Annotated in this window: 7 protein-coding genes and 2 pseudogenes; 3 read left to right on the top strand and 6 right to left on the bottom strand. The window is 63.9% G+C overall.

Annotated features, from left to right (window positions below):
* Positions 1–135: 135 nt before the first annotated feature.
* Together AC0L3I_RS27815 and AC0L3I_RS27810 are read left to right on the top strand one after the other, a co-directional pair.
* The gene (locus AC0L3I_RS27815) at positions 136–5,064 is read left to right on the top strand and encodes a lactate dehydrogenase (protein WP_473529006.1); all 4,929 of its coding nucleotides are present in this window, start codon (positions 136–138) and stop codon (positions 5,062–5,064) included.
* A 433-nt stretch (positions 5,065–5,497) separates the two neighbouring features.
* Positions 5,498–5,803, top strand: a pseudogene (locus AC0L3I_RS27810) (ParB N-terminal domain-containing protein); the annotation flags it as partial.
* 112 nt (positions 5,804–5,915) lie between these two features.
* Here AC0L3I_RS27810 and AC0L3I_RS27805 read toward each other — a convergent pair.
* The 6 genes from AC0L3I_RS27805 to AC0L3I_RS27780 all read right to left on the bottom strand — a co-directional run bounded on the left by AC0L3I_RS27805 (position 5,916) and on the right by AC0L3I_RS27780 (position 11,958).
* A complete protein-coding gene (locus AC0L3I_RS27805; RefSeq protein ID WP_473529014.1) occupies positions 5,916–6,566 on the bottom strand; it encodes a plasmid pRiA4b ORF-3 family protein in 651 nt (216 codons plus the stop codon).
* Between the two features lie 87 nt (positions 6,567–6,653).
* The gene (locus tag AC0L3I_RS27800) at positions 6,654–7,136 is read right to left on the bottom strand and encodes a hypothetical protein (RefSeq protein WP_473529005.1); all 483 of its coding nucleotides are present in this window, start codon (positions 7,134–7,136) and stop codon (positions 6,654–6,656) included.
* Positions 7,126–7,344 carry a hypothetical protein gene (locus tag AC0L3I_RS27795; RefSeq protein ID WP_473529004.1) on the bottom strand — a complete coding sequence of 73 codons (219 nt, stop codon included), beginning with the start codon at positions 7,342–7,344 and terminating at the stop codon, positions 7,126–7,128. The genes AC0L3I_RS27800 and AC0L3I_RS27795 overlap by 11 nt, the downstream gene beginning before the upstream one ends.
* Positions 7,338–8,999 (bottom strand): integrase, encoded by a 1,662-nt coding sequence (locus AC0L3I_RS27790; RefSeq protein WP_473529003.1) that lies wholly within the window; start codon positions 8,997–8,999, stop codon positions 7,338–7,340. The genes AC0L3I_RS27795 and AC0L3I_RS27790 overlap by 7 nt, the downstream gene beginning before the upstream one ends.
* Positions 9,000–9,002: 3 nt before the next feature.
* Positions 9,003–10,814: a site-specific integrase gene (locus AC0L3I_RS27785; RefSeq protein WP_473529002.1), complete on the bottom strand. Its 1,812-nt coding sequence runs from the start codon at positions 10,812–10,814 to the stop codon at positions 9,003–9,005.
* Positions 10,804–11,958, bottom strand: a complete 1,155-nt coding sequence (locus AC0L3I_RS27780) for a tyrosine-type recombinase/integrase (protein ID WP_473529001.1) — start codon at positions 11,956–11,958, stop codon at positions 10,804–10,806. The genes AC0L3I_RS27785 and AC0L3I_RS27780 overlap by 11 nt, the downstream gene beginning before the upstream one ends.
* Positions 11,959–12,345: 387 nt before the next feature.
* Here AC0L3I_RS27780 and AC0L3I_RS27775 point away from each other — a divergent pair.
* Positions 12,346–13,743, top strand: a pseudogene (locus AC0L3I_RS27775) (plasmid partitioning protein); the annotation flags it as partial.
* Positions 13,744–13,759: the final 16 nt, after the last annotated feature.

The following is a 13,759-nucleotide window of genomic DNA, read 5'->3' as shown; positions in this document are numbered from 1 at the left end:
CCCCCCCCCCCCCCCCCCCCCCCCCCCCCCCCCCCCCCCCCCGCCGCCCCCCCCCCCCCCCCCCCCCCCCCCCCCGGCCCCCCCCGCCCCCCCCCCCCCCCCCCCCCCGCGCCCGCGCTGCCGAGCGCGGCAGTCGTGCGGCCGCCGTCGACCGTCTGCCGCGCCCGCGGCTTGAACTTCCACCTCACCGAAGGCCGTGGTCTGGCGCGCGGCTGGAAGGAGCGTGCGCGCGACAATATCGCGGCCATCCGGCTCGCCGGCGAAATCGAAGCGGACGAGCGCCCGGCCACGCTCGGGGAGCAGGAGAGGCTGATCCGCTTCACCGGCTTCGGCGCGTCCGACCTTGCCAATGGCGTCTTCCGCCGCCCCGGCGAGATCGACTTCCGCAAAGGCTGGGGCGAAATCGGCTCAGAGCTGGAGGATGCAGTCGGAGAGGTCGACTATGCCTCGCTCGCCCGCTGCACCCAGTATGCCCACTTCACGCCGGACTTCATCGTCCGGGCGATCTGGTCAGGCCTGCAGCGGCTCGGCTGGCGCGGCGGCCGTGTGCTCGAGCCCGGCATCGGCACGGGCCTGTTTCCGGCGCTGATGCCCGAAGCGCTACGCGATGTGTCACACGTCACCGGGATCGAACTCGATCCCGTCACGGCACGCATCGCCCGGCTGTTGCAGCCGCGCGCGCGTATCGTCACCGGCGACTTCGCCCGCATTGATCTGCCGGCGAATTTCGATCTTGCCATCGGTAATCCGCCATTTTCCGATCGCACCATTCGCTCCGACTGGGCCTATCGCTCGCTCGGCCTGCGCCTGCACGATTATTTCATCGCCCGCTCCGTCGACCTGTTGAAGCCGGGCGCTTTCGCCGCCTTCGTCACCAGCTCCGGCACTTTGGACAAGGCGGATTCCTCTGCGCGTGAGCATATCGCCAAAACGGCCGACCTGATCGCCGCCATCCGCCTGCCCGAAGGCAGCTTCCGCGCCGACGCCGGCACGGACGTCGTGGTCGACGTGCTGTTTTTCCGCAAGCGCAAGGTCACCGAGCCCGAAGGTGATCTGTCCTGGCTCGACATCGAGGAGGTCCGCCAGGCGACGGAGGATGAAGGCGCGATCCGCGTCAACCGCTGGTTCGCGCGCCACCCGGATTTCGTGCTCGGCACGCATGCCACTGTCTCGGGGCCTTACGGCGAGGCCTATTCCTGCCTGCCCCATCCCGGTGTCGATCTGGAGCGGGCGCTCACCGCAGCGATCTCCCTCCTTCCACAAGCCATTTATGACGGCGAGCCGGACGAGATTGATCATGACGCCGACGACAGTGCCGACGTTGTCGATGCCCTGCCGGAATTCGCCGGAGTGCGCGAGGGCAGTTTCTTCGTCGCGAGAAATACCGCCCTTGCGCAGATGATCGGTGGCGCTGCTGTGACCGTCACCGTACGCAAGGGCCGCACCGCCGAAGGCATCCCCGAAAAGCACGCGCGGATCATCCGCAAATTCATCCCCATCCGTGATGCGGTGCGCGAGCTGCTGAAGGCCCAGGAGCTCGACCGGCCCTGGAAGCCGGCCCAAGTCAAGCTGCGCATCGCCTGGTCGAATTTTGTGCGCGACTTCGGGCCCATCAACTTCACTACCGTGTCGGTGAGTGAGGATGCCGAAACCGGTGAAGTGCGCGAAACACATCGCCGGCCGAACCTGCAGCCCTTCCTCGATGATCCCGATTGCTGGCTGGTGGCTTCTCTCGAAGACTACGATCTCGAGACCAATACCGCCCGGCCGGGTCCGATTTTCACCGAGCGCGTCATCGCGCCGCCCGCAGCACCCATCATCACAAGTGCTGCCGATGCGCTTGCCGTCGTGCTCAACGAATGCGGCCATATTGACATCGATCACATCGCCGAATTGCTGCATGAAAATGTCGATGACGTCATTGGCGAATTGGGTGACGCCATCTACCGCGATCCGGAGACCGGTTCGTGGCAAACGGCCGACGCCTATCTCTCCGGTCAGGTCCGCGACAAGTTGAAGGTCGCGGAAGCCGCAGCCGCCCTCGATCTCGCCTATGAGCGCAACGTCACGGCGCTGCAGGGCGTGCAGCCGGCCGATCTTCGTCCCTCGGATATCACCGCGCGTCTCGGCGCGCCATGGATTCCAGCCGCTGACGTCGTCGCCTTCGTCAAGGAGACGATGGGTGCCGAGATCAGGATCCATCATATGCCGGAGCTGGCATCGTGGACCGTAGAGGCGCGGCAATTGGGATGGATGGCGGCTGGCACGTCCGAATGGGGCACCGATCGCCGTCATGCCGGCGAGCTCATCGCCGATGCGCTCAACAGCCGGGTGCCGCAGATCTTCGACACGGTGAAGGAGGGCCATGCTGAAAAGCGCGTGCTCAATGTCGTGGATACGGAAGCTGCCAAGGAAAAGCTGCAGAAGATCAAGACCGCTTTCCAGACCTGGATCTGGTCCGATCCTGACCGGACCGACCGGCTGGCGCGCGTCTATAATGACCGCTTCAACAACCTCGCCCCCCGAAGATTCAACGGGGATCATCTGCAACTTCCAGGCGCCTCCGGCGCCTTTTCTCTTTACGGGCACCAAAAGCGCGGCATCTGGCGCATCGCCTCGGCCGGCTCGACCTACCTTGCCCATGCCGTCGGCGCCGGCAAGACCATGACGATTGCGGCGGCCGTCATGGAGCAGCGCCGGCTTGGCCTGATCGCCAAGGCCATGCTGGTCGTTCCCGGCCATTGCCTTGCACAGGCGGCCCGCGAATTTCTGGCGCTCTATCCGACCGCGCGGATCCTCGTGGCCGACGAGACGAATTTTTCCAAGGACAAGCGGCATCGCTTCCTGTCACGGGCGGCGACCGCCGCCTGGGACGCGATCATCATCACGCATTCTGCCTTCCGCTTCATTGGCGTGCCGTCGGCCTTCGAGCAACAGATGATCAGGCAAGAACTGGAGCTCTACGAGACGCTGCTGACCAAGGTCGAGGGCGACGACTGTGTCTCGCGCAAGCGCCTCGAGCGGCTGAAGGAGGGGCTCAGGGAACGGCTGGAAGCGCTGGCGACCCGCAAGGACGACCTGCTGACCATCTCCGAGATCGGCGTCGACCAGATCATCGTCGATGAAGCCCAGGAGTTCAGGAAGCTTAGCTTCGCCACCAACATGTCGACGCTCAAGGGCGTCGATCCGAACGGCTCCCAGCGGGCCTGGGACCTTTATGTCAAATCCCGGTTCGTGGAGACGAAGAATCCGGGCCGGGCGCTCGTGCTGGCTTCCGGCACGCCGATCACCAATACGCTTGGCGAGATGTTCTCGGTGCAGCGCTATCTCGGTTACGAGGCGCTGCTTCAGCGCGGCCTGCACGAGTTCGACGCCTGGGCTTCGACCTTCGGCGACGTCACGACCGAACTTGAATTGCAGCCATCCGGCAAATACAAGCCGGTGACGCGCTTCGCCACCTTCGTCAACGTGCCGGAGCTGATCGTGATGTTCCGCTCCTTCGCGGATGTGGTGCTGCCGGAAGACCTTCGCGAATATGTGAAGGTGCCGGCGCTTTCGACCGGCGCACGTCAGATCGTCACCGCCAAGCCGTCTGCGGCCTTCAAGCGCTACCAGATGGTGCTCGGCGCCCGCGTCAAGGCCATCGAGGAACGCGACCGTCCGGCACAACCTGGTGACGACATCCTGCTCTCGGTGATCACCGATGGCCGGCACGCCGCGATCGACCTGCGCCTGGTCGATCCGGACAATGACGATGAGCCGGACAACAAACTCAACGAGCTGATCGGCAATGCCTTCCGTATCTGGCAGGAAACAGCGCAAAGCAGCTATGTCCGCGCCGACGGCAAGCCGTTCGAGCTTGCGGGCGCAGCGCAGATGATCTTCTCCGATCTCGGCACGATCGGCGTCGAGAAAAGCCGCGGCTTCTCAGCCTATCGTTGGATCAGGGATGAACTGGTCCGCAGGGGCGTTCCGGCATCGGAAATTGCCTTTATGCAGGACTTCAAGAAGGCGCAAGCCAAGCAGCGCCTGTTCGGTGATGTGCGGGCCGGCAAGGTCCGGTTCCTGATCGGCTCCTCCGACACAATGGGCACCGGCGTCAACGCGCAGCTCCGCCTCAAGGCGCTGCATCATCTCGACGTGCCGTGGCTTCCCTCCCAGATCGAGCAGCGCGAAGGCCGTATCCTGCGGCAGGGCAACCAGCACGATGTCATCGATATCTTCGCCTACGCCACGGAAGGATCGATGGACGCCCAGATGTGGCAGAACAACGAGCGCAAGGCCCGGTTCATCGCGGCCGCCCTTTCCGGAGACACGTCCATCCGTCGGTTGGAGGATATGGGTGAGGGGCAGGCCAACCAGTTCGCGATGGCCAAGGCGATCGCCTCTGGCGATCCGCGTCTTATGCAGAAGGCAGGTCTGGAGGCAGACATTGCCCGTCTGGAGCGCCTTCGCGCGGCCCACATTGATGATGAGCACGCCGTTCGACGGCAGATCCGCGATGCCGAGCGCGATATCGAATACTCGACCCGGCGCATCGGCGAGGTCGGGAAGGATATCGAGCGCCTCGTGCCAACCACCGGCGATGGGTTCAGCATGGTGATCGGAGGCGACGCGTTCACGGAGCGCAAACTCGCCGGTCGTGCGCTGATGAAGGAAATCCTGACTCTCGTGCAGCTTCAGCAGCAAGGCGAAACCACTATCGCCTCCATCGGCGGGTTCGATTTCGAATATTCCGGCGAGCGGTTCGGCAAGGACGGCTACCGCTGTGCCACCATGCTGATGCGCACCGGCGCCGATTATGAAATCGAGCTCCCCGTCACCACCTCGCCGCTTGGCGCCATCGCCCGGCTCGAGCATGCCTTGGCCGGCTTCGAGGGCGAGCAGGAACGATATCGCCAGCGTCTTGAGGATGCCGAGCGCAGGCTCACCTCCTATCGCTCGCGTGAGGGTGGCGAATTCGGATTCGCTGGTGAACTGGCCGAGAAGCGCCGACAGCTTGCGGAAATCGAAACCGATCTTGCGTCTTCGATTGATGGCCAGGATCAGCGTGCAGCCGCATAGCAGGCTCAACACAGCTGCCGGTCAATGTGTCAGGCATTGACCGGCGGCAAAGGTTCAAGGTGGCTCGGGTGCAGACGATACAGGAGGCGCGCCGATATCCGGTCAAGCCGCGATACAAATCGTGGCGGAGTCCCGTCTCGGATCGTTCGGTTCTGGATCCACGTCGCAGGACGGAGCAAGGAAAACGGAGGAAGAATAGAGCCCGCTCGCAGATCGGGCGGGCCGCTGACGCTGGGGCTCAACCGCGCCGCTCGCGATCCCGGCCGATCGCTCTGCGCAGGGCTCAAGAGCCCCGCTTGATCTGCCCGGCAGGGATGCTCGGCCGCAGTTGCACCTGCCCGTCCGCTCCGCGGGCCGGGGGATGTCTTCGGGAAGAAGACGAGGAAGGACCCGCGAACGGCGGTGTCCGCAATCCCCTTGAAGGAGCATCTCCATGGAACTGAAGTTTGTCGATCCGCGTGCGCTGAAGGACAACCCTGACAAGGCGCGACGCTCGAAGTCCAGCCCGCAGGCCGACGCATTGCTGCTTGCCACTATTCGCGCCGTCGGCATCGTGCAGCCACCTGTCGTGGCGCCGGAAGCGGATGGCGGCAACGGCTATGTCATCGATGCCGGACATCGTCGTGTGAGGCAAGCGATTGCCGCGGGTTTGGAAGAGATCGCCGTGCTGGTGATCGAGCGCGCCGAGGATGGTGGTGCAATGCGGTCGCTGGCCGAGACGCTGGCGCATGAGCAGCTCTTAGGTTATGCGTCAAGTGTCCTGTTAGCTGGATGGCGCTGATTCTTTTAGCATTTTTGCTGCGGATTGCATTTTAGGTGTATCTTTGGCGTTGAAGCGCAGCCGGTTGGTGTCAATCACGATGGCTTTCTTGACGGAAGCGATAGCCACCCTTTGATACGCGTAGTGCTTTGGCGATAGCCTTGTTGATGTCATCGAGATTGCAGGACTCCGGGTGGAACTTGCGGCCAACCCATCGATGCATGGCTTTGTGTTCTTCATGGTCTGGGTCGAGCCAGGCCTCGAGGAAGTTGGCATAGCCTGAAGGCCCACCAGCGTCTTCGGGAGGTCCTGAGCGTGCGGCGGCGATACAGCGAGGATATTTGGCGCTCTCCTCGCGCGCGACGCGCTCCAAGCGCAGCAGATGACGCCAATTGTCGCCAAAGTCGTATTCGTAGAGGATCGTGAGAGGGCTTTCCTCGGGATCGTAGGGAAAGTGAAGGTCGATCATCCTGACCTCGGTCGCCTCGAAGGTCCGGCTATCGGACAGACCGTCCTCATCGAACTCCGGGGCACCATAGATAAGACCGCCAATATTGAACTGATGCAAATGACTGTCGGTCCAGCCAAAGGCGGCCTGGAGAATCTCGTGGAGTTGGGCAAGGTTGAGTGTGATTGGCAGTTCGAGAGTGCGGCTGATCTTGGGCTCGACGTCGAGGATATGAACCTCGGCGCGCACAATGAAGCTGTCTGGATCGAAGGGGTCAAGCATGCCGCAGATCATGCCGCGCACGATGGTCGCAGGCAATCGATGGGGAGACAATTTTCCTTCGACGAGCATGGCGACACGAAGTGGCAACCGTAGACGACGTCAGGATTTTGGCCCGCGGGTGAGCGGCACTGGTTTCACAGCTCGATCGCGTTCGGCAATCAGGCGGGCGTTGTGATGCTTCTGCCGCGCAACCTCCGCTTCGGCTTCGAGAATACGTTTCAGCAGGACGGCGTTTTCCGTAACCCTGCGCCTTTCCTCGATCTGCAAGACCTGAATCAGAGCTCGCTGCTGGGCGAGTTTGTCTTCCCAGGCTGCCAGCTTCTCGGGGACGATCTTGCGATCGCTAGCGCGGCGCAACTCGTCGATCATCGACCGGTGGTTGGTGTAGATGGCGTTGCGGCCGACGTGCGCTTCGCGCGCGAGCGTCGCAACAGTCAGGCGGTAGGATCGTTTTTGCAGGTCCGGATGTGTGGGGATCCCCTTTACCAACCGCCCCAGAGCTTCCCGCAGCCTGCGGTTCGTGTTGCGTAGCCGCTTTTCGTGAGGCGTTAGCGCCGGCATTTTGCTGGTCTTACGCGCCATCGCGACCATCCTTTCCATGATCGAGATTGCCAAGAATGCGATCGCATTCGGCAATCCGGGCTTCGGCAAGTCTCCGGCTGATCGGGTCCAGCCCGGGGTGATCGAGAAGGCCGGCATTGCGATCCCGGCGCGCCTGCCAGACCGGCCTGTGCCTGGCTGTGACGGCGAAGTTGGCGCAGGACAGACAGGTGCTTTCGGTTCTCAGCACAGGGTTCGGTCCCCGCTCGTCGCCGAAGCAGGCCGCGGTTTCGACACGGTAGACGCAATAACCCGGTCACAGACACCGAGCCTGAGGTCGGTCTCCGCCATCAGGAAGGAGACATAGGCCTGGACATCGCCGTCGCGCGTGCGCCCGCGGAAGCGGGAGCGCTCGGCAATCATCCGTCCGCCCTTGCCTGCAAGCTCAGTCGCCGTCAGCACCTCTTCCAGGGCAGCGCGGGTTTCCTCCTGTGCATGCCGGTCGATCAGGTCGTCGAGCGCGAAGTCGGTCCCGACATAGCCGCGGTCGGTCATGGCCCGGGTGACATGACCGAAGTGCGCCTGAAGCGCATGCAGGCCGGTCCGGTCGCGTTTGCCAACGAAGCGGGCGAAGGTCTTTCGGCCCTGATGGGTGTTCAGGTGCCAGGGTTCGCCCTCGTGGTCCGGCAGGCCGATGAACGGCGCAAACTGATTGTTCAGCCGCGATATGATCGTGTTGACGATTGGCAGGCTGATCCGGGCTGCAGGGCCGACGAGCCCCGTGCAGGCCGTCACCAGGAAGAGCTCGGATCGCCTACTCTGTGCCCGCAGGCGGGCGGACAGCCGGTCCATGACCTCGACCGCCCGCTCGACCGGCGCTGGAGCAACCCAGCGATGGGCTTGGCCATCGACACCGCGCGCCGTCTTGTAAATCTGTCCGGCAAGATAGGCGAAGTTCTCGCCGGCATCGCCGGAGCGATGCTGCTCGATACAGCCGGTCTGAAGGCCAAGGATCTCCGAGACCCGGGCGCCGACAAGATAAGCGATCACGACAAAGCAGGCGTCGTAAATGCGATTGGCAAGATACCGCACCTGCTTGGTGCTCGTGACGGGCGCCTCATACCAGGGAGTTTCCTCGCCGGGCAGCGTCGAGAAGGTAAACGGCGCGATCGCGTCGGTTACGATGAAGCCGGCCTTCGTCTGGCTGATCCCGTTGGCAAGCGCGTCGTCATAGGCAGCCTGCGCCTGCGTTAGCAAAGCGATGACGTCGTCCGCCGGCTGTTCGATCAGCCGCAACGCCGCCGAGATTAACGGCACGGCGATCGCGTCCGGCGTATAGGGCAGCCAGCCCCGGTCACGGCGAACGAACGGGGGCGCGATCCCCGGGAATGGATCGTCGATCGCCACTTCGGGGAACTTCGCTCCCTGAAGATACAGGCATGTCAGCAAGTTTGCATAATGTTGCAGGGTCACGGTCATCACCGCCTTGCCCGGCTTGCTGCCCGGACGCTGCGCCATCGCCGCCATGAACCTATCGCAGCCATCATGATCGAGATCGGCGAAGCTGCGGTATCCTTGCGCCGCCATCCAGCGGATCAGCATCCGCAGCGTGTTGAAGACACGGACGATCGTCGACTCGTGAACGTTGCGGCGACCTGGAGGCGGGTCCAGCTTCAGGCTCCACAGGAACAATTTGGCCGCCTCTTGCCAGTCAGCCCATTGCGGATCGCTGAGCCGGCTGTCGTCGGCAAGGGCAAAGCCCCAGTCGAGCGAGAAGTCGCTCCGGTTTGCACCGGGACGATGGCCGTCGAGATGCCAGACCTGATCCGACCACACCGAGCGGGCCGATATCCGGAGTGCTGGCCTTGCGGCGGCAACAAGATCGGATGCAGTGGACGCTTGCATCGTTCACTCCAGCGCCGGAAGGGCTGGCAGGGTCGACATTCGACGTTCGGCTTCCGTGCGCAGCGATTGCGGGAAGTCTGGCAGGATGTCGTCGACCAGAATGCGCAGGCTCGGCGCATACAGAAGCTCGAAGCGGCGCGGATCGATGCGTTCACGCGTGCGCTCCAGCTCCTCCTTGGCCTGAAGAACGCGCGCCATGTGATCCGCATCGATCGGGATAACCAGTCCCGGGCAGCGCAGGCATCCGCCGAAGTGCCGGCAGATCCTGCCAGCCGCCGATCCCGGTGCTGTGCCCGCTACCGGGTTGAGGCAATCATGGCTGAACGGAACCGTCGCATCGCTCGCCAGCGCAATCTGCTCGCCTTGCGCCTGATCCTCGGCTTCTGCCTTCTCGCCGATGATCCAGCCAAGCATCAGCTTCTGCGATCGGGCGATGGTCTCGCGCTGAATGCGGCGCGTCTGCGGTCCCTTGATGTAGAGCTCGGTCGTGTCGGCGCGGGCGTGGTTGAGTACATCCTGTGTCGCGACGATGTCGCCGCCCGACGCCTTGTAATATTCGGTGGCGACGCTGCCTCGCAGCAGAACGGCGGCAAAGTCCGGCAAGAGCTGACGTGCGCGTTCCGGTGCGGCCTTGTTCCAGATGGCGATCCGGGCATTGGAGCGTTTGATGAACGGCTTCAGGGCATGCGACAGGGTCGCCTCCGCAATCAGCGTCACCGAGTCCTTCTTCTCGCTCTTCACCAGAAACAGGCGGTTGCGGTCCTGTCGGCTGGATCGGGAGACGAGCGGTGCCGTCATCGCCAGCAACCGGTTAATCAGGTTCGGCGCTGCATGCCGCCGACGACGATCGAAGGACCGCCGCTGCGCGCGCTTCACCTTCGCGCCGGCCCGGGGCTTGGCCCATTCGACGATGATGCGATGCTCGTCGAGCGGATGCGCCACCTGGCAATCGCGCGCCATCAGCCGCAGCGCATCAGGATTGCCCGCCGTCTGAATCGACAGCGCGATGAAGAACGCGACGACCGTTTCGCCAGTCAGGTGAAGATAGCCGCCGAGATGACGAAGCCCACCATGGCGGTTGACCGCCGAGATGTTGACACCTCTGCGGATCGCAAGCGTCCGCGAAGGAAGCACTCCGTCATTCACCCGGGCGAGCGCCCGGACCAGGTCGCAAAGCTCGGGATCGACGCCATCGACCGGGCCGCTCGTGGCGAGGATGGTCCGACCCGCTTCGAAGCGATCCCACGCCTCGTCAATTTCCTCATAGCACGCGCGCAGAATTGCCTTGAGGTCATCGCCGCCGAGACGAGCCCGGGGATCGGCACTACGGTTCGGCCAGACCCCCCAGGGGAAGTCGATTCGGCCCGGCAGCCGGGACGGATGCCGGCGCTTCGTCCAGTCGATCATCTGGCGAAGCTGCATCAGCACATTCGCCCGCGAGCCCTTTGACCAGGGCTGGTTCGTCTGTCCTCCGATCTGGCGATCCAGCCACGCGATATAGCGCCCGACCATCGCACTGGTCAGATCGTCGACCGACACAACAAGACCGTCTTCCGACACGAAGCGCGCGAACGCCCGCAGCGCCATCCAGCAATGACGCTGCGTGTCCCGGCTCGAGGCGGCATGATGATGACGAAAGGCGTCGGCCAGAAGCGTTGCGACGTCACACGGCAAACCGAGCCTGCCGAGATCGTAGCGCTTTGTGACCTCGCCCCAGCCGTCACGGAAGACGACGATGGTATCGGCTGGCTGATCCAGAACGATCGGCGCCGCAGCCGACAGCCGCCGGTCGATGCGCTCGCGTCTAATGGCCATCTGGGATCAGCTCGCCATAGAGATAGTCAATGCTGTCGGCGAGGTCCCGGGCATTCAGCTCGACGCAGCGCAGGTAGATCGACGTGCTCTGGATCGAACTGTGCCCCAGCAGCACCTGCACGATCTTCAGCGGGTTGAGGTCCGGCGTGGTCGCTGCCTTCCGCTGCAACCGCACCAGCATCGTCATCGCGAATGTGTGCCTCAGGTAATGCAAAGTTCCCGTCACACCCGCCGCCCGGAACGCCTCTGCAAACACCGCCGTCAATCGTGTCTTGCTGACTGCGTTTCCCTGAAGATTGAGGAACAGCGCCGAGGGCGGCCGATAATCCGGCCGTCGACGACGCAACGCCCGGACCTGCGGCGTGCGAACCTCGTCGATATAGCGTTGCGTCCGGTCGACCAGGCGGATCGGCGGGTAGATCGTGCGCGGCTTGTCGCCCTTGGTGATCGTCAGCGGGACGCCGATCAGGGGATGATCCTCGTCGTCCAGATGCGCCGTCTCCGGAACCTGGAAGACGGCCAGGCCGCAAAGCTCCTTGCGCCGCAATCCCGTCGCCAGCGCCCATTCCGCCATCAGCCGATAAGGCATGTCCAGATGCGCGAAGACCCGGCGCAACTGGTCGACCCGCAACGGCCTCGGCAAACGCTCGTGTTCGGCAACCGTCAGGATGTTCGCCGCCGCCATTCCAGGCCGCGCCTCCACATGCGCGAGGAACGATTGCCTCCGGCCGGAACCCACGCGAACGTCGACGAAGTGGAACGGCAAGCCTTCGATCCAGCCGCGGCCCTGCGCCCACCCGTAGAATCGGCAGACCGTGCGAACCCGGTCATTCACCGTCGAGCGCGCATAGGGTCGCTTCGTATGCGGGCTCGGCTGCGACAGCATCCGGTTGCGCCAGGCCGCAATCTCGGCCTCGCTCACGCCGCGCCAATCGAGACCGGATTGCTCCAGACTGTCGAACCAGTCGTGAAGATGCTCGCCATAGGTCCGGACCGTTTCCGCCGCGTGGCTGCGGCCCGGTATCGTCGCCAGTTCCATCAGCCAGGCGAATGCCGGCTCGATGATCGCCATCCGCTCCGATACCAGGATCGGAAAGCCCACCGGGATCGCGGCATAGCCCATCGCTCCCTTGATGATCCGCACCACATCTGTCCTCTTTGCTCGCCGCCGTCCCAAACGGCAAAAGACACAGAACAGGGCGCAACCCCCTGCACAGCAATAAAGAAGACAGTTTCCCGAACCGGATGTTATCTTGAGCGGAGCGCCTTTGGCGCACTTCTCTCTTTTGATTGCGAGGGGTTCCCCTCGCGCTCTCCCGTTCGCCACGTGGCAGGGGTGCAGGACTTCGTCTACACCCCATCAAATAGCTTGTGGTGTCGCCGCCGCATCAAGCGTTGTCCTCGCTACGCTGCGGGAACGCTTGACCCGGACGTCTACGTGCCTTCCTCGATATGCCCCGCCAGTATCGCCCGGAACCATGACGGCCATGCGAACCAAACAGGACAGTTGCGACACAGAACCTAACATTGCAATCCCGTCGACCAATGGCGCGCGATTGAGCGGTTGGTCGCGCTCGGCTGGACCGAGGAAGCGATCGCCCTCGCTTTAGCGCTTCCCGTCCGCCAGATCAGGAAGCTGCGCCTGCTCGCCAGCGTTCTACCGGCCATGTTGGACCAGATGGCCAAGGGCGACATGCCCAACGAGCAGCAGTTGCGCACCATCGCGTCGGCTTCGCTTGATGAGCAGAAGGAGGTCTGGAAGAAGCACAAGCCGTCCAAGGCCGATCCCCAGGTGTCGTGGTGGAGCGTGGCGCAGGGGCTGACGAAGCGCCGCATGTACGCGCGCGACGCCAGCTTCGGTGACGATCTCGCTCACGCCTACGGCATTGCCTGGGTCGAGGACCTGTTCGCGCCGGCCGATGCGGACAGCCGCTATACGACCGATGTCGAGGCCTTCCTTGGCGCGCAGCAGGAGTGGATGGCAAACACTCTGCCCAAGCGCGGCGTGATCGTGGAAGCCGGTCAGTGGGGCGAGCCGAAGCTGCCGCCCAAGGCCGAACGTGTGTACGGCAAGCCGTCGAAGTCCGATCACACCGCCATGTATCTCGACCGCGACGGCAAGGTGCAGTCGCTCGCTTACCGCATGCCGGCGGCCAAAAAGCCCAAGGGCAAGAATGGCGCTGATGTTGAGGCCGATGGCGATGATATCGTCGTTACGGCAAAGCCACGTCCGGACGTGACCCGCAAAGGCATAGAGATGATCGGCGATCTGCGTACCGACGCGCTGCACGAGGCGCTGTCGCGCGCACCGATCGAGGACGACACGCTGATGGCGCTGCTCGTACTCGCCTTCGCCGGCCAGAATGTCACAGTGGCATCTGGTGCCCGCGACATCTCCTGTTACGGGGCCGCAGGCCTCGGCGAACATGCCGCGCGCCTGTTCGACCAGGAGGGCAGGCTCGCGTTCGAAATGGACACGCTGCGCATTGCCGTGCGGTCCTTGCTGATCGACGTTCTGTCCTGCAGGGAGAATCGCTCGGACAGCGGCGTTGTCGCCCGTGTCGCCGGCACCGTCATCGCCGCCGACCACTACCTGTCGAACATGGGGACGGAGGACTTCCTGTCATGCCTGTCGCGGCAGGCATTGGAAGCCGCCTGCGCGGATACATCCGTCCTGCCCCGTCAGAAGGTCAAGGACACCCGTGCGGCCCTGGTCGAGCATTTCAAGGAGGGCCGCTTCGTCCACCCGTCGGCGCTGTTTGCGCCCGCCCCGGAAAAGCTGACCTCCTGGCTGAAGATGAACGAGGCCAGGCAACAGCCTGAGGACGACGGCACGCCGGACGAGCTCGACGGCGATGCGATCGTCGAGTCGCCGCACGGCTGTGCCGGCGACGATGACGCTGAAGGCTTCCGCGAGGCCGCCGAGTAGCAGCGCGCGCCTTTTT

This window comes from Mesorhizobium sp. WSM4840 (assembly GCF_055811755.1).
The sequence above is the reverse complement of the archived record's forward strand: the minus strand, read 5'-3'. Positions and strand labels throughout refer to the sequence as shown.

Bases quoted from the DNA above. Each gene is read 5' to 3' on its own strand.
- AC0L3I_RS27805 (WP_473529014.1), bottom strand. From the start codon at position 6,566: ATGATCTGCGGCATGCTTGACCCCTTCGATCCAGACAGCTTCATTGTG.
- AC0L3I_RS27785 (WP_473529002.1), bottom strand. From the start codon at position 10,814: ATGGCCATTAGACGCGAGCGCATCGACCGGCGGCTGTCGGCTGCGGCG.
- AC0L3I_RS27800 (WP_473529005.1), bottom strand. From the start codon at position 7,136: ATGGCGCGTAAGACCAGCAAAATGCCGGCGCTAACGCCTCACGAAAAG.
- AC0L3I_RS27790 (WP_473529003.1), bottom strand. From the start codon at position 8,999: ATGCAAGCGTCCACTGCATCCGATCTTGTTGCCGCCGCAAGGCCAGCA.